This window comes from Agromyces litoreus (assembly GCF_040496015.1).
GTDB classification, from domain to species: domain Bacteria; phylum Actinomycetota; class Actinomycetes; order Actinomycetales; family Microbacteriaceae; genus Agromyces; species Agromyces litoreus.
Genome location: NZ_JBEPKA010000019.1, coordinates 24,938 through 42,465, shown reverse-complemented (window position 1 = coordinate 42,465; position 17,528 = coordinate 24,938). Strand labels below are relative to the sequence as shown.

At 72.5% G+C, this 17,528-nt stretch carries 16 protein-coding genes and 1 tRNA gene; 5 read left to right on the top strand and 12 right to left on the bottom strand.

The genetic code is table 11. The annotated features are described in order from the left end of the window. Window positions 1-48 precede the first annotated feature (48 nt). From ppsA to ABME01_RS13575, 7 genes are all read right to left on the bottom strand, one after another. Entirely contained in the window at window positions 49-2,433 is a 2,385-nt protein-coding gene (gene ppsA, locus ABME01_RS13605) for a phosphoenolpyruvate synthase (RefSeq protein WP_353828965.1), read from the bottom strand. Continuing rightward, entirely contained in the window at window positions 2,430-3,341 is a 912-nt protein-coding gene (locus tag ABME01_RS13600) for a pyruvate, water dikinase regulatory protein (RefSeq protein ID WP_353828964.1), read from the bottom strand. Before ABME01_RS13600 ends, ppsA begins: the two co-directional genes overlap by 4 nt. Before the next feature lie 107 nt (window positions 3,342-3,448). Next, window positions 3,449-3,523, bottom strand: a tRNA-Arg gene (locus ABME01_RS13595). A gap of 358 nt (window positions 3,524-3,881) precedes the next feature. Further along, entirely contained in the window at window positions 3,882-4,571 is a 690-nt protein-coding gene (locus ABME01_RS13590; protein WP_353828963.1) for a CHAP domain-containing protein, read from the bottom strand. Window positions 4,572-5,671: 1,100 nt separating this feature from the next. Then, window positions 5,672-6,169 carry an HNH endonuclease gene (locus ABME01_RS13585; protein WP_353828962.1) on the bottom strand — a complete coding sequence of 166 codons (498 nt, stop codon included), beginning with the start codon at window positions 6,167-6,169 and terminating at the stop codon, window positions 5,672-5,674. Between the two features lie 339 nt (window positions 6,170-6,508). Continuing rightward, window positions 6,509-7,366 (bottom strand): C40 family peptidase, encoded by an 858-nt coding sequence (locus ABME01_RS13580; protein WP_353828961.1) that lies wholly within the window; start codon window positions 7,364-7,366, stop codon window positions 6,509-6,511. A 265-nt stretch (window positions 7,367-7,631) separates the two neighbouring features. Beyond that, window positions 7,632-8,324: an iron-dependent transcriptional repressor DtxR gene (locus tag ABME01_RS13575; RefSeq protein WP_353828960.1), complete on the bottom strand. Its 693-nt coding sequence runs from the start codon at window positions 8,322-8,324 to the stop codon at window positions 7,632-7,634. Between the two features lie 153 nt (window positions 8,325-8,477). Between ABME01_RS13575 and serC the strand changes: the two genes are divergently transcribed. Together serC and ABME01_RS13565 are read left to right on the top strand one after the other, a co-directional pair. Next, the gene (gene serC, locus ABME01_RS13570; RefSeq protein ID WP_353828959.1) at window positions 8,478-9,593 is read left to right on the top strand and encodes a phosphoserine transaminase; all 1,116 of its coding nucleotides are present in this window, start codon (window positions 8,478-8,480) and stop codon (window positions 9,591-9,593) included. A gap of 10 nt (window positions 9,594-9,603) precedes the next feature. Next, complete coding sequence (locus tag ABME01_RS13565; protein ID WP_353828958.1) at window positions 9,604-9,858, top strand: DUF2530 domain-containing protein; 255 nt, start codon at window positions 9,604-9,606, stop codon at window positions 9,856-9,858. Here the strand turns inward: ABME01_RS13565 and ABME01_RS13560 are convergent. Together ABME01_RS13560 and ABME01_RS13555 are read right to left on the bottom strand one after the other, a co-directional pair. Further along, window positions 9,855-10,604: a DUF3027 domain-containing protein gene (locus ABME01_RS13560; RefSeq protein ID WP_353828957.1), complete on the bottom strand. Its 750-nt coding sequence runs from the start codon at window positions 10,602-10,604 to the stop codon at window positions 9,855-9,857. The genes ABME01_RS13565 and ABME01_RS13560 overlap by 4 nt on opposite strands. Next, a complete protein-coding gene (locus ABME01_RS13555) occupies window positions 10,597-10,977 on the bottom strand; it encodes a cold-shock protein (RefSeq protein ID WP_353828956.1) in 381 nt (126 codons plus the stop codon). The genes ABME01_RS13560 and ABME01_RS13555 overlap by 8 nt, the downstream gene beginning before the upstream one ends. Before the next feature lie 108 nt (window positions 10,978-11,085). On the opposite strand from ABME01_RS13555, the gene ABME01_RS13550 reads away from it, so the two are divergent. From ABME01_RS13550 to ABME01_RS13540, 3 genes are all read left to right on the top strand, one after another. Further along, entirely contained in the window at window positions 11,086-11,361 is a 276-nt protein-coding gene (locus ABME01_RS13550) for a hypothetical protein (RefSeq protein ID WP_353828955.1), read from the top strand. A gap of 5 nt (window positions 11,362-11,366) precedes the next feature. Then, window positions 11,367-13,238 carry a helicase-associated domain-containing protein gene (locus ABME01_RS13545; protein ID WP_353828954.1) on the top strand — a complete coding sequence of 624 codons (1,872 nt, stop codon included), beginning with the start codon at window positions 11,367-11,369 and terminating at the stop codon, window positions 13,236-13,238. 93 nt (window positions 13,239-13,331) lie between these two features. Beyond that, a complete protein-coding gene (locus tag ABME01_RS13540; RefSeq protein ID WP_353828953.1) occupies window positions 13,332-14,972 on the top strand; it encodes a DNA repair helicase XPB in 1,641 nt (546 codons plus the stop codon). Window positions 14,973-15,044: 72 nt separating this feature from the next. Here ABME01_RS13540 and ABME01_RS13535 read toward each other — a convergent pair whose 3' ends face one another. From ABME01_RS13535 to folP, 3 genes are all read right to left on the bottom strand, one after another. Further along, window positions 15,045-15,773 carry a Pr6Pr family membrane protein gene (locus tag ABME01_RS13535; RefSeq protein ID WP_353828952.1) on the bottom strand — a complete coding sequence of 243 codons (729 nt, stop codon included), beginning with the start codon at window positions 15,771-15,773 and terminating at the stop codon, window positions 15,045-15,047. Between the two features lie 134 nt (window positions 15,774-15,907). Further along, entirely contained in the window at window positions 15,908-16,654 is a 747-nt protein-coding gene (locus ABME01_RS13530; protein ID WP_353828951.1) for a pyrimidine reductase family protein, read from the bottom strand. Continuing rightward, entirely contained in the window at window positions 16,651-17,472 is an 822-nt protein-coding gene (gene folP, locus ABME01_RS13525; protein WP_353828993.1) for a dihydropteroate synthase, read from the bottom strand. Before folP ends, ABME01_RS13530 begins: the two co-directional genes overlap by 4 nt. Window positions 17,473-17,528 lie beyond the last annotated feature (56 nt).

Genomic DNA, 17,528 nt, shown 5'->3' with positions numbered 1-17,528 from the left:
GACGTCCCGCGGGGCGCCGCGCGCGCCCCTCGACCCGCACCACGGCCCCTACGCCGGCTGCGGGTGGGTGCGCGCCAGCTGCAGCCACGTGTCGATCACGGTGTCGGGGTTCAGCGACATCGACTCGATGCCCTGCTCGAGCAGCCACTCGGCGAGGTCGGGGTGGTCGCTCGGGCCCTGGCCGCAGATCCCCACGTACTTGTCGTTGCGCCGGCACGCGTCGATCGCGAGCGTGAGCATCCGCCGTACGGCGGGGTCGCGCTCGTCGAACAGCGACGACACCAGTCCCGAATCGCGGTCGAGGCCGAGCGTGAGCTGCGTCATGTCGTTCGAGCCGATCGAGAAGCCGTCGAAGTACTCGAGGAAGTCGTCCGCCAGCACCGCGTTCGAGGGCAGCTCGCACATCATCATGACCTCGAGCCCGTTCTCGCCGCGCTTCAGGCCGTTCTCGGCCAGCAGCTCGATCACGGCCCTCGCCTCGTCGACGGTGCGCACGAACGGGATCATGAGCGCGACGTTGACCAGGCCCATGTCGTCGCGCACGCGCTTCATGGCCTCGCACTCCATCTCGAAGCACTCGCGGAAGTCCGGCGAGACGTACCGCGAGGCACCGCGGTAGCCGAGCATCGGGTTCTCCTCCTCCGGCTCGTACTGCGGGCCGCCGACGAGGTTGGCGTACTCGTTCGACTTGAAGTCGCTCATCCGCACGATCACCCGCTCCGGGGCGAAGGCCGCGGCGATCGTCGAGACGCCCTCGGTGACCCGGCTCACGAAGTACTCGCGCGGGCTCGGGTAGGCCGCGATGCGGGGGGCGATCTGCGCGCGCAGCGCCGGGCTCAGCGTGTCGTACTCGAGCAGCGCGCGCGGGTGGATGCCCACCTGCCGGTTGATGATGAACTCGAGGCGCGCGAGGCCGACACCGTGGTTCGGCAGCTGGGCGAACGAGAACGCCTGGGCCGGGGTCCCCACGTTCATCATGATCTTGGTCGGGATCTCGGGCATGTCGGCGAGCTTCGACCGCTCCTCGTGGAAGTCGAGGATGCCGTCGTAGATGAACCCGGCGTCGCCCTCGGCGCACGAGACGGTGACCTCGCGCCCGTCGACGAGCACGCGGGTCGCGTCGCCCGTCCCGACCACGGCCGGAACCCCGAGCTCGCGCGCGATGATCGCGGCGTGGCAGGTGCGCCCGCCGCGGTTCGTCACGATCGCCGAGGCGCGCTTCATGATCGGCTCCCAGTCCGGGTCGGTCATGTCGGCGACGAGGACCTCGCCCTCGCGGAAGTCCTCCATCGTGTCGACGGACGCGATGACGCGCACGGGGCCGGCCCCGATCCGGTTGCCGATCGCGTTGCCCTGCGTGACGATCGGGCCGCGGCCGTTCATCACCCACCGGCTGACGACGCCCGCCTCGACGCGGGAGAGGACGGTCTCCGGCCGGGCCTGCAGGATGTAGAGCCTGCCGTCGACGCCGTCCTTGCCCCATTCGATGTCCATCGGTCGCCCGTAGTGGTCCTCGATCACGAGCGCCTGGCGCGCGAGCTCGACGACCTCGTCGTCGGTGAGGCTGAGCCGGATGCGGTCGGCCGGCGGCACGTCGGTGAACACGGTGCTCGTGCCGACGCCGCGGCCGGCGGCGTAGACCATCTTGACGGTCTTGTCCCCGACGGAGCGGCGCAGGATGGACGGGCGTCCGGCCCGCAGCGCCGGCTTGTAGACGCTGAACTCGTCGGGGTTCACCGCCCCCTGGACCACGGCTTCGCCGAGCCCCCACGAGGACGTCACGAGCACGGTGTTGCCGAACCCGGACTCGGTGTCGACCGTGAACATGACGCCCGACGAGCCGACGTCGGAGCGCACCATCCGCTGCACGCCCGCCGAGAGCGCGACGTCGTGGTGCTCGAACCCGTGGTGGACCCGGTACGCGATCGCCCGGTCGTTGTACAGCGACGCGAACACCGCTCGCACGGCCGCGAGGACGTTCTCGACGCCGTGGATGTTCAGGTACGTCTCCTGCTGCCCGGCGAACGATGCGTCGGGAAGGTCCTCGGCGGTGGCGCTCGATCGCACCGCCCACGAGACCTCGTCCGGGTCGGTGCTGCCGGCGCTGAGCGTCCGGTAGGCGTCCCTGAGGTCGCGGTCGAGGTCGGGCGGGAAGGGCTGCTGCTCGATCCAGCCGCGGATCTCGGCACCGGCCCGGGCGAGCTGGGCGACGTCCTCGACGTCGATCGCCTCGGCCGCGCTCCGGATGCGGTCGTAGAGCCCGCCGGACTCGAGGAAGGACCGGTACGCGTCGGCGGTCGTGGCGAATCCACCGGGCACGTCCACCCCGAGATGCGAGAGGTTGCTGACCATCTCGCCCAGGGAGGCGTTCTTGCCGCCGACCTGGTCGATGTCCTCGAGCCCCAGGTCCTGGAACCATCTGATGTTCGTCATCTCCGTGCTCCTTCGCTGTCGACGCCGGGCGGCGTCACGTGTGTTCCATCGGATCCGATCGCCTCGCGCTCGCGCAGCCACCTGAGGATGACGACCGACATCTCCTCCACCGACTTCGTGGCGGAGTTGATGAACGGGATGTCGAACCGGTGGTAGAGCTCCTCGGCGCGCCGCAGCTCGTACGTGCACTGCTCGAGGCTGGCGTAGCGCGAGTCGGGCCGGCGCTCGTGTCGCACCTGGCTGAGGCGCCGGGGGTTGGTCGTCAGCCCGAAGCACCGTCGGGCGTGCGGCGCGACCGGCGCGGGGAGGGTCTCGCCGACGTAGTCGTCCTCGGTCAGCGGGTAGTTCGCGACCCGGAGCCCGTAGCGCAGCGCCAGGTACATGGTCGTCGGGGTCTTGCCGCAGCGCGACGGTGCGACGAGCAGCACATCGGCGGCGTCCAGCCCGCGCAGGCTCTGCCCGTCGTCGTGCTCGAGCGCGTACTCCACGGCGCGCATGCGCCGGAAGTACCGATCGGTGTCGCCCACCCCGTGGTACTGGCCGAGCTGCTCGGACGCCGTCGTGCCGAGCACTCGCTCGAGCTCGGCGAGCGGACCGCTCATGAGGTCGAGGACGGTCGCGCCGGAGCCGTCGAGCACCTCGCGGACGGCCGGCACCTTGACGGTCGTGAACATGATCGGCGGCGCACCGGATTCCGCGGCGCGCTCGACCTCGCGCGCCACGAGCTCCGCCTCCTCGACGGTGTCGATGAAGGGGAACGCGACCTTCTCGAAGGAGGTCGCGGGGAAGTTGACCAGCAGTGCGTCGCCGAGGGTCTCGGCGGTGATGCCGGTGCTGTCCGACACGAAGAAGACGACGCGGCGCGCGCCCGGGACCGTGGTCCCCGTCGGCGGTTGCTCGGCAGTCATCATCGGCTCCGTGTGGCTCCGCGCACCGCATCGGTGCGCGTGCCCACGAGCCTAGGAACGCGGCGGGAACCGCCTCAAACCGGATCTCTTCCGCCCCGGCGGAACCCTGGTGCCCCTGGAGGGACTCGAACCCCCAACCCTCTCCTTAGGACGGAGCTGCTCTTCCATTGAGCTACAGAGGCTGACCGGTCGAGTCTAGCGGTCGCGCCGCGGCGCCCGTCGACGCGGGCGGCCGGCGGCGGCAGGTCCGGCGCCCGGTCGGCCCGGGCCCCGGCACGGAGGTCAGTTGTAGCCGAGCACCACGATCGCGGACGTCGACGGGGCGAGCTCGTCGACGAACCCGTTCTCGTCGAACCGGTTGTCGTCCAAGGGCTGCGTCATCGCGGTCACCTGCTTCTCTGGGGGGCGGGAGGCCCACGCTACCGGGCCGGCCGGTGCGTGGTCATTGTCCGGAACGTCCAAGTTCGAACCCGGGTTTCGCCACGATGTCCCTCAGGCGACCGCGTTCCGCGACGGCACCGACGGCGCGGTCGTCGGCGGTCACACGGGCGGGTACAGGTAGAGCGCGTCGCCGACCGGGATCGTCCGCACATGGTACGAGTGGTCGGAGTTCCAGTTGTACTCCTCGATGGTGACCGTCCCGTCCCCGTTGACCGACTGCACGTACGCGACGTGGTTGTAGGGGAACCACGCCACGGCGCCGACGACCGGCTCGCTGCTCGACGGCCACCCCCTGGCGGCCCAGGCGTCGGCCCACATCCACGCGCTGCCCGAGGCGAGGTTCGACCAGTCCCACTTCCACGGGGCGCCGTAGACGCCGGCGTCGCGATTGAGCCGCCAGGCGACGAAGTCGACGCATTCCCGGTAGTAGTACCGCAGCGGGGAGAGTCCTCCGCCGTAGTCGTCGGGGGTCTCGTACCACCAGGGATAGTCGTCGCCCTCGGCCTGCTCGGCGACGATCGCGTACTCGCCCGAGCTCCGCGAGGCGAGCTCAGCCTCCCAGGCCGCACGTTCGGCCTCCGCCGCCGCCGCGTCGATCTCCTCCTTCGTGGTGACCGAGAAGGTGTCGGTCGAGAGGGTCGCCCCGCTGGCGAGCTCGGAGACCTCGAGCCCCTGGGCCTCGGCGACCGACAGGCTGAACTTCGTCGGGGCGCCGCCCGGCAGGTGCCCTCCTGGCAGGAACGCGTAGGCGGGCAGTGCCACCGTGCCGATGAGGGCGGGGACGAGCATGACCGTCGCCGCGACCCGCAGCGGGCCGTTCCGCCGCGCGACCGGACCGGTCCGCGGAGCCGCCTCGTTCCTCGCACCTGCCTGAGGTCGAGTGCGCCGGGAGCGGCCGACACCGGCCGCGCGGGGGCGCACGGGCGTCCGCGCCCCGCCGCCCGCCGCCACGCCCGCCTCGGCAGCGGCGATCGTGCTGGTCGACCCGGCGCCCGTCGCGACGGCCGCCGGGATCGCGACGGGGTCGCCGGCCACGATCGGGGCCGGAACCGGCGGCGCCGCCGTCGGTGCGACCGGCGGGCTCGCGAGGTCGCGGGGTCGACGATGCGGCGCTGGCTCGGACGGACGCGCCAGCGTGGCCGCCGGGCGTTCGTCGCGGAGCCCGGATGCCTGACGACCGGGCGCGGTCGGCGCACCGGTGGCCGGAGCCTCGCGGCGGGACGCGGACGGGTCGACGGGTCGTGACGCGTCGGGGCGCGGCGACGGGTCGCGGCGGTCCCGCGGGTCGAGCCGCTCCGGTCGGGCTGAGCGGGCGGCGGTGTCCCCGTACCCGGGCTCGCCGCGTCGATCGACGGGACGCCGTGTCCCCGTCGGACCGCCGCGGTCCATCGACGGGGTCGCACCACGAAGCCCGCCGGCCGACGCAGGGCGGGACGCCGGAGCCTCCGGTCGGGCGCGCGGGTCGAGCCCGTACGATCCCGCGTCGCCCGGGGACCGGAGGTCGGCGGAATCGCGCAGGGACGCCCGATCGCGCATGCCGGCGCCATCCGTCGGTCGCGCCGCGTCGGCCCGTCGGCCGCTCGCTCGGGCGCCGGGTTCGTGCCCGGTCGGGGCGGCCGGCGCGTGCGGCACCTCGGTCCGGAGGAATCGGTCGTCTGCGGGCAGCGCCGAGGGGCGCCGCGGTCCGCGACTCGGGGGCGGGCCGTACGCGTCGTCACCGTGCAAGGGTCGTGAACCTCCGGGGGGCCGCGCAGGCTCCGGGGAAGCCTGCACGCAGGGGTGGTGCGGGTCGGTTCGGAGCCGGGGGTGCTCCGGACTCGTACCACCCTAGGGCACGGCTCGTCGCGGTGCCACGATGCCCGTTTCGGGCGCGGCGCGCGCCGGGCTCGCTACGCGGCGCGCTCCAGGAAGTCGCTCCACTGGGGCAGCGGCCGGTCGAACCCGCGGACGACCCACCCGCGCCCCCGCGGCATGCGCGGGGTCACCTTGAGCGTCCAGCCCATCTCGGCCGGCGTGTGGTCGCCCTTGGAGTTGTTGCAGCGCAGGCAGCAGGCGACGAGGTTCTCCCAGGTGTCGCGACCGCCGCGCGAACGCGGGAGCACGTGATCGATCGTCGCGGCCGACTTGCCGCAGTACGCGCACCGGTGCTCGTCGCGGCGCAGCACGCCCCGTCGGCTCACGGGGACGTGGTGGACCCTGGGCGTTCGGACGTACCTGGTGAGCAGGATGACGCTCGGCCGGACCCAGTCGCCGGTCGTGCCGTGCACCGGATTGCCCTCGTCGTGCAGGACCACGGTGGCCTTCTGGTTCATCACCAGCATCAGTGCGCGCTTGAACGAGACGACCGCGAGGGGTTCATATCCGGCGTTGAGCACGAGGGTGCGCATGGGGTGCCTTTCGATCGGTGCTGGATGGCTTCCAGCCGCGTGAAGGGAAGGACGACCCGGATGCCGCGGGCACGGCGAATCCGCCACGGAGACGCGAAACGGGCACCGCCATGAAGACAGTGCCCGTCGGCGTACCGGCGCAGTCGAGACTCGGCTGACTGCTGCGGCCGTGGTCATGGCGCGCGCGCACACCCGTGGAATGGGTGCTGTTGCGCGGACCGACCATCGGACTTCCCCTACCCGGTATTCGGATCGTCAGGGTCAAGGCTACGACACGAATGGCGTGCCGGGACCTCCCGGCACGCCATTCAAGACACGCTTTCACACGCTGTTCACGCGTCAGATGCGCACGATCCAGTAGTCGCTGGTCCAGATCGGCTGCACCCGGACGACCGTGCCCTCGTAGGGCGCGTGCAGGATCATGCCGTTCCCGGCGTAGAAGCCGATGTGGCCGCTCATCACGACGAGGTCGCCCGGAACCGCCTGCGAGAGCGGGATCTGGGTGCCTGCGGCACCCTGCGCGGACGACGAGTGCGGGAGGCTGATGCCGAACTGGGCGTAGACGTACTGCACCAGGCCGGAGCAGTCGAAGCCGGCGGGCGTGGCGCCGCCGTAGACGTAGGGCACGCCGAGGTACTGCTGGGCGACCGAGTAGACGCTCGCGGGATCTGCGGAGCCGTACACGGCGGCCGGGGCGCTGTACTCGCTCGCGGCGGCGGCGTACGAGGTCATCTCCGCTGCGGCGGCCTGGCGGGCGGCCTCGGCCTCGGCGGCCGCACGGGCGGCCTCCTCGGCGGCCCGCTTGGCCTCCTCGGCGGCGCGGATCTCCTCGCCGGTGACCGCGTCGTAGCTGTCCTCGGAGACCGGAGCCGCGATGACGTCCTCGGCGACCTCGACGTCCTGGGGGGCCGCCTTGGTGAGCTGGGTGGCGGCCGTCGCACCGAACTGGATGCCGTCGCTGCCGGGCGCGAAGGCGTACGCCGGGATGGCCAGCGTGCCGACGAGGCCGGCGGCGACCGACATGACCAGGACGTTCTTCGCGCCGCCGCGGCGCAGGCGGCGACCGAGCGAGTCCTTCTGCGGGCGCGCGGGGGCCTCCGCCGGAGCCTGCACGGCGTCACGACGGACGACGGCGGTGCGGGCCTTGGGCTTGGGGGCGGTGAGTGCGCCGGAGCGGCGCCGGGGGAATCGAGCCAAAACGTGTCCTCCGCCCCACGGTGCCGAAGCGCCGCCCCACCTGTGCGCCGTTCGGCGCGTCACGGGTATCGAGGGCCGAGCGGTGAGCATGGAGGCGTCCCGACCCTGTTCCTCCGGCTGGCTTGTCGCCGGCGGACTCGAACGAGGATACGCGAGAGGTCGTCGAATGTCACATTTCGATCACGGTGCGCCGGATCCGACCTTCGTCTGGTGCCGCACCACCGGATCCGATCGGGTCGGCGCGCCCCGCCGACCGGGCGGTGGCTCACTCCCCGATGAAGAGGTGACCGGCGAGCTCGGCCGGGAGCTCGAGGGCGTCGTCGCGGCCCTCGACGGAGACGATCACGACGGTGCCGGAGCGGCGGAGGGCGACCCGCGTTCCGGGCAGCACGCCCGACTCGCGGAAGCGCGCCAGCAGCTGCGGGTCGAACTGGGCGGGCTCCGCGAAACGCCGGATGACGCCCTCGGCGACGCCGCCGCCCTCGTCGAGCGCCGTGAGCACGTTGCGGACGCCCTGCATGAACGGCGCGGCCGGCTCGACCCCGAGCTCGTCGAGTCCGGGGATCGGGTTGCCGTAGGGCGAGTGGGTCGGATGCCCGAGGATCTCGATGAGCCGGCGCTCCACGTGCTCGCTCATCACGTGCTCCCAGCGGCATGCCTCGTCGTGCACGTACTCCCAGTCGAGTCCGATGACGTCCGAGAGGAGGCGCTCGGCGAGCCGGTGCTTTCGCATCACGTGCACCGCCTTCGCACGGCCGTCGGCGGTGAGCTCGAGGTGCCGGTCGTCGGAGACGACGACCAGGCCGTCGCGCTCCATCCGTGCCACGGTCTGCGACACGGTCGGACCCGAGTGGCCGATCCGCTCCGAGATGCGCGCGCGAAGCGGCACGATGCCCTCCTCCTCGAGGTCGAGGATGGTGCGCAGGTACATCTCGGTCGTGTCGATGAGGTCGGTCAACTCACTCCTCCTCGGCCCGCAGGCGCGTCGTGCATCAGTCAAGGGTACTGTCCCGAGCCGACATGCTCGGCGCGGTATCCGGGTGGACGTCGTGCACGGCCGGGCCGGCGTCATCCGCCGCCATGGCGAAACCGGCGCGCCTAAGATCGGACCATGCCAGAGCTCGTGATCCCCTCGTCGCTGCTGCCCGCCGACGGCCGGTTCGGCTGCGGACCCTCGAAGGTCCGGCCGGAACAGGTCGCACACCTCGCGGAGGTCGGACCGCGAGTCCTCGGCACGTCGCACCGGCAGGCCCCGGTGAAGCAGCTGGTCGGCCGAGTCCGTCGCGGGATCGCCGACCTGTACGGACTGCCCGACGACTACGAGGTCGTGCTCGGCAACGGCGGCTCGACCGCGTTCTGGGATGCCGCCGCGTTCGGACTGATCGAGCGCCGGGCGCAGCTGTGCTCGTTCGGCGAGTTCGGGGCCAAGTTCGCCAAGGCCGCCGCGGCGCCGTGGCTCGAGGCGCCGGACGTCCGGAAGGCCGAGCCGGGCAGCCGCATCGACGCCGAGCCGCTCGAGGGCGTCGACGTCTACGGCTGGCCGCAGAACGAGACCTCCACCGGCGTGCAGGCCCCCGTGCGACGCGTCCACGGCGATGCCGGTGCCCTCACCGTCGTCGATGCCACGAGCGCGGCCGGCGGGGCTCCCGCCGACCCGGCCGAGTTCGACGTCCTCTACTTCGCCCCGCAGAAGAACTTCGCCTCCGACGGCGGCATCTGGTTCGCGATCATGTCGCCCGCCGCCATCGAGCGCGTCGAGCGGGTGTCGGCCTCCGGTCGCTACATCCCCGAGTTCCTCTCGCTGAAGAACGCGGTCGACAACTCCCGGCTCGACCAGACGCTGAACACCCCGGCGCTCTCGACGCTGCTGCTGCTCGAGAGCCAGCTCGACTGGATGAACGAGTCCGGGGGCCTGGCCTGGGCGGACGCCCGCACGCGCGAGTCGTCCGGAGTCCTCTACGACTGGGCGAGCGCGACGCCGGTCGCGACCCCGTTCGTCACCGACCCCTCCCACCGGTCGCAGGTCGTCGTGACGATCGACTTCGACGAGGCGACGGATGCCGCAGCACTCGCGAAGACGCTCCGGGCCAACGGGATCGTCGACACCGAGCCCTACCGCAAGCTCGGACGCAACCAGCTGCGGGTCGCCACCTTCACTGCGATCGAGCCCGACGACGTGCGCGCGCTCACCGCGTCGATCGACTGGGTGCTCGAGCAGACCGGATAGGGTGACGGCCATGCGGCTGTGGCTGTCCGAGTCCGAGCGCCGACCGGATCCCGCGCCCGCCAGGGCGGACGCGCGGAAGGCGCTGCTCGCGGGCACGGCCGCGTGGCTGCTCGCTCTCGCGGCGACCCTGGTCTTCTCCGAGACGCTCGTCGACGCCGGCTACGGCTGGTTCGTCACCGCCGCCGCGATCGGCGTCGTGCTCGGGCTGCTCGGGCTGGTGGTCGTCCAGCTGCGCCGCGGCCGCTCCGGGCGCGCGCGCCGCTAGGAGCGCGAAGCGTCCGGAGTCTCGCCCGCGGGCGACCCATCGTCGCCGTCCGGGACCTCGCCGTTCGGCGCATCCGCGCCACCGGCCGCGCCATCGCCATCCCGGGCGTCATCCTCGTCCGATGCGTCGTCGTCCGATGCGTCGTCTTCGTCTTCGTCTTCGGAGTCGTCGTCGCCGTCGAGCGCGTCGATGTCGATCCCGTCGAACGCGTCATCGCCCTCGTCGTCGTCTGCGAAGTCGTCGGCCGACTCGTCGGCGTCGACGCCGGCGTCCTCGGCCTCGGCGTCTCCGTCCGCGCCCGCAGCGGCCGCGGCCTGCGCGGCCCGGTACTCCGCCAGTCGCTCCGACCACGGCACCCACTCGGGGGCGAGCAGCGACTGCTCGCCGGGCAGGAGCTCGGTCTCGAGGACCGTCGGGTCGGCCTCCTCGACTCGGGCGAGGGTGACCGACCAGTGCCAGCCCGGGTACCCGGACAGGTCGGCCGCGAAGTGGAGGGAGAGGACCCGCTCGCCGTCCACGGAATGACCGATGACCGAGCCGACGGTCTCCGGCGCCGTCACCTCGAGGAGCGCACCGCGAGCCAGGTCGACCGCCGCGAGCAGGACCTCGTCAGCGACCGGAGCTGCAGCCTCGGGCTCCGCGTCGACGTGCGCGTGCTCCTCATCGGCGACCGGCTCCGTCCGGGCCCCGGTGGGCGCGTCACCTGGCGCTGCGGCGCCGTCGGCGGGAAGGTCGTGGTCAGGCATCCAGCTCGTCCGCCACCTTGCGCAGCAGTGCCGCGACCTTCCGGCCCTGCCCCTTCTCGGGGTACCGGCCGCGCTTGAGGTTCGCGCCCACGCCGTCGAGCACCTTGACCAGGTCCTCCACGATCACCGCCATGTCGTCGGCGGGCTTGCGGTGCATGCGGGCCAGGCTCGGCGGCGCGTCGAGCACGCGGACCGAGAGCGCCTGCGCTCCGCGCTTGCCCTGCGCCACGCCGAACTCGAGGCGCGTGCCAGACCGAACGGTCACCCCGTCGGGGAGCGCGGACGCGTGGAGGAAGACCTCCTGGCCGTCATCGCCGCTGATGAAGCCGAAGCCCTTCTCCTCGTCGTAGAACTTGACCTTGCCGGTGGGCATCGATGGATCTCCAGAACGTCGTGACGGGCGCGCCGGACGGGGGCGCGTCGCGTCCAAGTCTACGGTCAGGGTGGCCATCGGGAGGTCCGCTGGGCCTATTCTGGGAGCGTGAGCAACCAGGGCCCGGTCACCGACCATCGCGTCGAGCGCATCCTCGCCTACATGGTCGCCGCCACGGTCGGCCTCTCGATCATCGCGTTCTTCGCGGTCATGATCGGCACGCTCTCCGGCGTCGGCGACGACGACGGGTTCAGCGAGGGCATCTGGCCGTTCGTCATCGTCCTGCCGCTCATCGGCCTGCCGATCGGGTTCGTCCTCCTGGTGGCGCTCCTGATCGTCAACGGCGTCCGCCGCTCCCGCGAGTCCAAGAAGGGTACGGACTGACCGACATGCTGGTGCTCGCCGCGAGGCTCCGCGCGATCCCGCGTGACCGGCTCGCTGCGGCGCTGGCCTCGCGGCGTCTCGACCATTCGAGCGTCGGCGACCTGTTCGACCTGGCCGAGGCGCTCACCTCGACCGACTCGCTCGACCACGCCATCGAGCGCCTCGAGCGACCGTCGCTCGCCGTCCTGGTCGTCGCCGCCGAGATGACCGACGACACCGGCTGGACCGACCGCGAGGTGGTCTCCTCGGAGCTGCGACGGCACGGCGGCGACGAACTCGCACGGAGGCTGCCCGAGATCTCCGAGCGACTCGAGGGGCTGCTCCTGATGCTGCGCGAGGACGAGCGCATCCACGTGCCTCCGGAGGTCGGGGCGCGGCTGCACGCCCGCCTCGGCGACGACCTGCCCGAGCTCGAGGCGCTCGTCGCGCCCGCGCCGCCCGTGGCACTCCCGCGCGACCGAGCCGACCACGGCCTGCTCGAGCGCCGCGCCGCCGAGACCGCCTACGCCACCGTGGCGGCGACGGCTGAGCTCCTCGCAGGTCTCGCCGTGCAGCCCGCGCGGGAGCTCGCCAAGGGCGGGTTCGCGCTGCCCGATGCGAAGCGACTCGCCGAGGCCACCGGCGTCGAGCTCGAGGCCTTCCCCCTGCTCGTGCGCCGAGCCACCGAGAGCGGCCTCATCGTGCGCGACGGGCCCGTCTGGCTCGAATCCGACGACGGGGCGGCGTGGGTCCTGCTCGGCACCTCCGCCCGATGGGTCCGACTCGCCGAGACCTGGCGGTCCCGGATCCCCGCGCCGCTGCGCGACGTGGTCGTGCGTCGGAGCGAGGCGCTCACCGCGGCCTCCATCAAGGACGACGTCGAGTGGTACTACCCCGGCGGCGGCACCTGGCTGCAGGACGGCCTCGCCCGCCTGCTGGAGGATGCCGAGGCCCTGGGCCTCGCGGTCGGCGGCGACCCGCTCGAGACGGCGGCGCTCGTGCTCGGCGGCGACGTCGACGGCGCGGCGACGCGACTCTCGCGCCACTTCCCGCCGCAGGTCGACAAGGTGTACGTCCAGCACGACCTGACCATCGTCTCGCCGGGTCCGCTCGAGCCCTCGCTCGACGCACGCCTGCGGACCTTCGCCGACGTCGAGGGTCGCGACCTGGCCTCGAGCTATCGCGTCACCGAGGCATCCGTGAACCGGGCCCTCGCCTCGGGCGACGACGAGGGCGAGATCCGCACCTTCCTCGAGCGGATCTCGCTCACCGGGATCCCGCAGCCGCTCGCCTACCTGCTCGGCCAGTCCGCCGCCCGATTCGGCACGGTGCGCGTGGGCGCCGCCGACCCCTCGGAGGCCCCGGCCAGATCGTACGTGCGGTCGGCGGATGCGCAGCTCATCTCGACGCTCCTCGTCGACCAGACCCTCTCGGCGCTCGGCCTGCGCCAGGACGGCGGAGAGCGACTCCTCTCGCGCTTCCCGACCGAGGTCGTGTTCTGGGGCCTCAGCGATGCGCGATACCCCGTCGCCGCCGAGGACGGCGAGGGCCGGATCGTCCGCCTCCGCCGCCACCACGTCGGCCACGTGCCGCAGCCGGGGCGCCGCACCGACCCGCTCGAGGCGATGCTCGACCGCCTCGCCGAGGCGGATGCCGAGGGCGGAACCGAGCTCGCATGGCTGTCGCGCCAGCTCGAGGCGGCGGCGCGCGCGAAGGAGACCCTCAACGTCACGGTGCGCATGCCCGGCGGCGAGACGGCCGACTACCTGCTCGCCCCCGCGAGCGTCGCGAACGGGCGCCTCAGGGCGCGCGACCGCAAGTCCGACATCGAGCGCACCCTCCCGATCTCGGCCATCGCGGCCGTCGCGCCCGCACCGGCCGGCGCCGTCGGCGACTGAGTCGCAGGCGGCCCGCCCCCGGGTCGCACGCGGCGCGCCCGGGGCAGCACGCTCGGAGTGCACTCGGAGGAACCGGGGATAGACTGGTCCGCTATGTCAGACGGCCCCCTGATCGTCCAGAGCGATCGCACCGTGCTCCTCGAGGTGGCGAACCCGCTCGCAGAGGACGCGCGCCACGATCTCGCGATCTTCGCGGAGCTCGAGCGCGCCCCCGAGCACATCCACACGTACCGCATCACGCGGCTCGGCCTGTGGAACGCGCGCGCGGCCGGACACACCGCCGATGACATGCTCGGCACGCTCGAGCGCTACGCGAAGTTCCCCGTGCCGCAGACCGTCGCGGTCGACATGCGCGAGACGGTCGAGCGGTACGGCCGGCTCATCGTCGACCGCACCGACGACGGCGCGCTCCGCCTCCACAGCGACGACCTCGCGGTGCTCACCGAGGTGGCCTCGTCGAAGCGCGTCGCGGTGCTGCTCACCGAGCGCATCGACGACACGAGCTTCCTCGTCGAGCCGTGGGCGCGCGGGCAGCTCAAGCAGGAGCTCGTCCGGCTCGGCTGGCCTGCGGAGGACCTCGCGGGCTACACGCCGGGGACGCCGCACGAGATCGCGCTCGAGCAGGACGGCTGGCACCTTCGCGACTACCAGCAGAAGGCGGTCGACAACTTCTTCGACGGCGGCTCCGGCGTCGTCGTGCTGCCCTGCGGCGCCGGCAAGACGCTGGTGGGCGCCGGGGCGATGGCCACCGCGAAGACGACGACGCTCATCCTGGTGACGAACACCGTGTCCGCCCGCCAGTGGCGCGACGAACTGCTGCGTCGCACCAGCCTCACTCCGGAGGAGATCGGCGAGTACTCCGGCCAGACCAAGGAGGTCAGGCCGGTCACGATCGCGACCTACCAGATCCTCACCGCGAAGCGGAAGGGCGAGTACGCGCACCTGGCGCTCCTCGACGCGCTCGACTGGGGCCTGGTCGTCTACGACGAGGTGCACCTGCTGCCCGCGCCCGTGTTCAAGCTGACGGCGGAGCTGCAGGCGCGGCGCCGCCTCGGCCTGACCGCCACGCTCGTGCGCGAGGACGGACGCGAGGGCGACGTCTTCTCGCTGATCGGTCCCAAGCGGTTCGACGCGCCGTGGAAGGAGATCGAGGCGCAGGGCTTCATCTCCCCCGCCGCCTGCTACGAGGTGCGCATCGACCTGCCCCAGTCCGAGCGGCTCGCGTACGCGGCGTCCGCCGACGACGAGCGCTACCGGCTCGCGGCGACCGCACCCGCGAAGCTCGGCGTCGTCAAGGAACTCGTCGCCCGTCACGCCGGGGAGCGGATCCTGATCATCGGCCAGTACCTCGACCAGATCGACGAGCTCAGCGAGGCGATCGGCGCCCCGCAGCTGACGGGTGCGACGCCCGTCGACGAGCGGGAGCGGCTGTTCCAGGAGTTCCGCGACGGGACGACCCCCGTGCTCGTGGTGTCGAAGGTCGCGAACTTCTCGGTCGACCTCCCCGAGGCGACCGTCGCGATCCAGGTCTCCGGGTCCTTCGGCTCGCGGCAGGAGGAGGCGCAGCGGCTCGGCCGACTGCTCCGGCCGAAGGAGTCGGGCCTCTCGGCGAACTTCTACACGCTCGTGGCGCGCGACACCGTCGACCAGGACTTCGCGCTCAACCGCCAGCGGTTCCTCGCCGAGCAGGGCTACAGCTACACGATCCTCGACGCGCACGCCATCGCGGCCTGAGCGCCGGGGCCCGACCGCTCACGACGGAGGGGCTCATCGGACTTCGCGAGCAGTTCGCGGACTGCGCGCCGTCTACGAGCGGTCGTCCTCCCCGCGGCCGACCGCCGCACGCACGCGTCGGCCGACCAGCCACGCCAGCCGATCGAGCGCCATGACGAGCACGCCGAGTACCGCGATGTAGGCGACCACCCGCAGCATCTCGACGAACGAACCGAGCGCCCCGAGCGCGTCGGTGTCGAGGAAGGGGTACGGGAACCGGTCCGGCACCTCGGGCAGCGCGAGGGCGCGCCAGAGGAAGAGGAGCCCGTAGATCGTCGGGTAGACCAGCCACCACGCGGCGTCCCGCCACCGCACCACGCGGTGCGGCCCGAATGCGACCCAGTCCACGAGGACCATGACGGGCACGACGTAGTGCATCGCGAAGATCGCGCGGTTCGCCAGCAGGTCGGTGGGGTCGGTCGCGAACAGCCCGGGGATCGGGTTCTCGAAGTGGTTCAGCAGCACGTGCGAGACCACCATCGTCGTGAGGATCCACGTCGTCACGCCGCCGCGCAGCACCGGCGCCGGTGCTGTCGGCGTGCCCCGTCGGACCATCCAGTAGAGCGCCCCGGCGAAGTACCCGAGCACGATGATGTTGCTCTGCGTCGTGAAGTACGCGAAGCGCCGCTCGCCGGCGATGAGGCCCCAGAGCACGACGATCACGATGGCCACCCGCCACCACAGTGCGGGCGACGCCCACACGTTCGCGGGTCGCACGTCGGACCCCTCCAGGCCTGCTCGTTCGGCTGCGTCGACGGCCACCCGATCACCTCTCCTCATCATCGAACGAAGGTCGCGCTGCGCGGGATGGTCGTGCGCCGCAGGCTGAGATTAGGTGGCGGGTCGCGCGGTGTCAATGCGCCCGGGCAGGAAGGCGAGCGTCGCCCGATCGCGCCTCAGGCGCGCGCGTAGCGCAGGAACAGCATGCGCTCGCCCGGGATCGCGTGGACGAGGCGCATGGGCGCGGCGACCTCCGAGTCCGACGTCGCGATCCGCGGTGCGGAGCCGCCGACGAGCATGGGACTGAGGGACACGCAGAGCTCGTCCACCAGGTGCGCGGCGGCGAGGGCGCCGAGCAGCCCGGGACCGCCCTCGGAGAGGATCGACCGCATCCCGCGATCGGCGAGCGCGGCGAGCGCGACCGGGAGGTCGACCCGGTCCTCGCCGGCGACGACGACGTCGGCGACCTCGGCGAGCGCCTCCCTGGCGTCGCGCGGCGCCGCCTCGCTCGTGACCGCGATCGGGCGCATCCGCGCCTCCGCGAAGAAGGGGTGGTCCGCCCCGATCCCGAGGCGCGACGAGACGATCGCGAAGCGCGGCTGCGGATCGCGCCCGCGGGCGGTGCGCCACGCGGCATCCGCGTCCACGACGCCCGCCGCGCCGTACCCCTCGGCGCGCACGGTGCCCGAGCCGACGAGGACGACGTCGGCGTGCGAGCGCAGCACCGACATCAGCCGCTGGTCCTCGGCGTCGCCGAGCCCGCCGCTGCGGCCGCCGAGGCTCGCCGCGCCGTCGAGGCTCTCGACCATGTTCGCCCGGCAGAACGCGGCATCCTCTCCGGAGGCGGCGTCGACGACGTCGACCGCGTACGCCGCGTGCATCCGATCGGCGTCGAACGCCGCGCCCGCCTCCACCGCGCTCACGAGGTCGCCCCCGATCCCATGTTGTGCTCGAGGAACGCGGGCTCGCGCCATCCCTCGATCGCCTCGACCATCCGCACCGCGTCGACGCTCTCGCGCACGTTGTGCACGCGCAGGATGCGTGCGCCCTTGCCGATGCAGTAGACGGCGGCGGCGACCGATCCGGCGACGCGGTCGCGCCGATCGCGCCGCCCGAGGCTCTCCCCCACGAAGTCCTTGTTCGAGAGCGCCACGAGCAGCGGCGGTCCGACCCCGGCGACCTCGTCGAGGCGCCGCGTGAGCTCGAGCGAGTGCAGCGTGTTCTTGTTCAGGTCGTGGCCGGGATCGATGACGATGCGCTCCTCGGGGACGCCGCGGGCGCGCGCGAGGTCGACGCGCTCGCGGAGGAAGGCGGCGACCTCCGCGACGACGTCTCCGTATCGCGGTGACGGATGCGGGGTGCGCGGCGCGGCGAGACTGTGCGTCACGACGATCGTCGCCTCGCTGGCGGCGACGACGTCGGCCATCGCCGGATCGTGGATGCCGGTCGTGTCGTTGATGACATGGGCTCCGGCATCGATCGCCCGGCGCGCGACCTCGGGGTGGAACGTGTCGACCGAGATCACCGCGCCCGAGTCGGCCAGCGCGGCCACGACGGGGACGACCCGGTCCGCCTCCTCGTCGACCGGGACCGGGGGCCCCGGTGCGAACTTCGCGCCGCCGATGTCGATCCAGTCGGCCCCGGCGTCGATCGCCGCACGGGCCGCCTCGACGGCGCGGTCGAGCGCGAAGGTCTCGCCCCGATCGTAGAACGAGTCGGGGGTGCGGTTCACGATCGCCATGACCGCGACCTGCGTCGCGAAGTCGAACTCGCGCGGCCCGATGCGGCGCAGCCGGC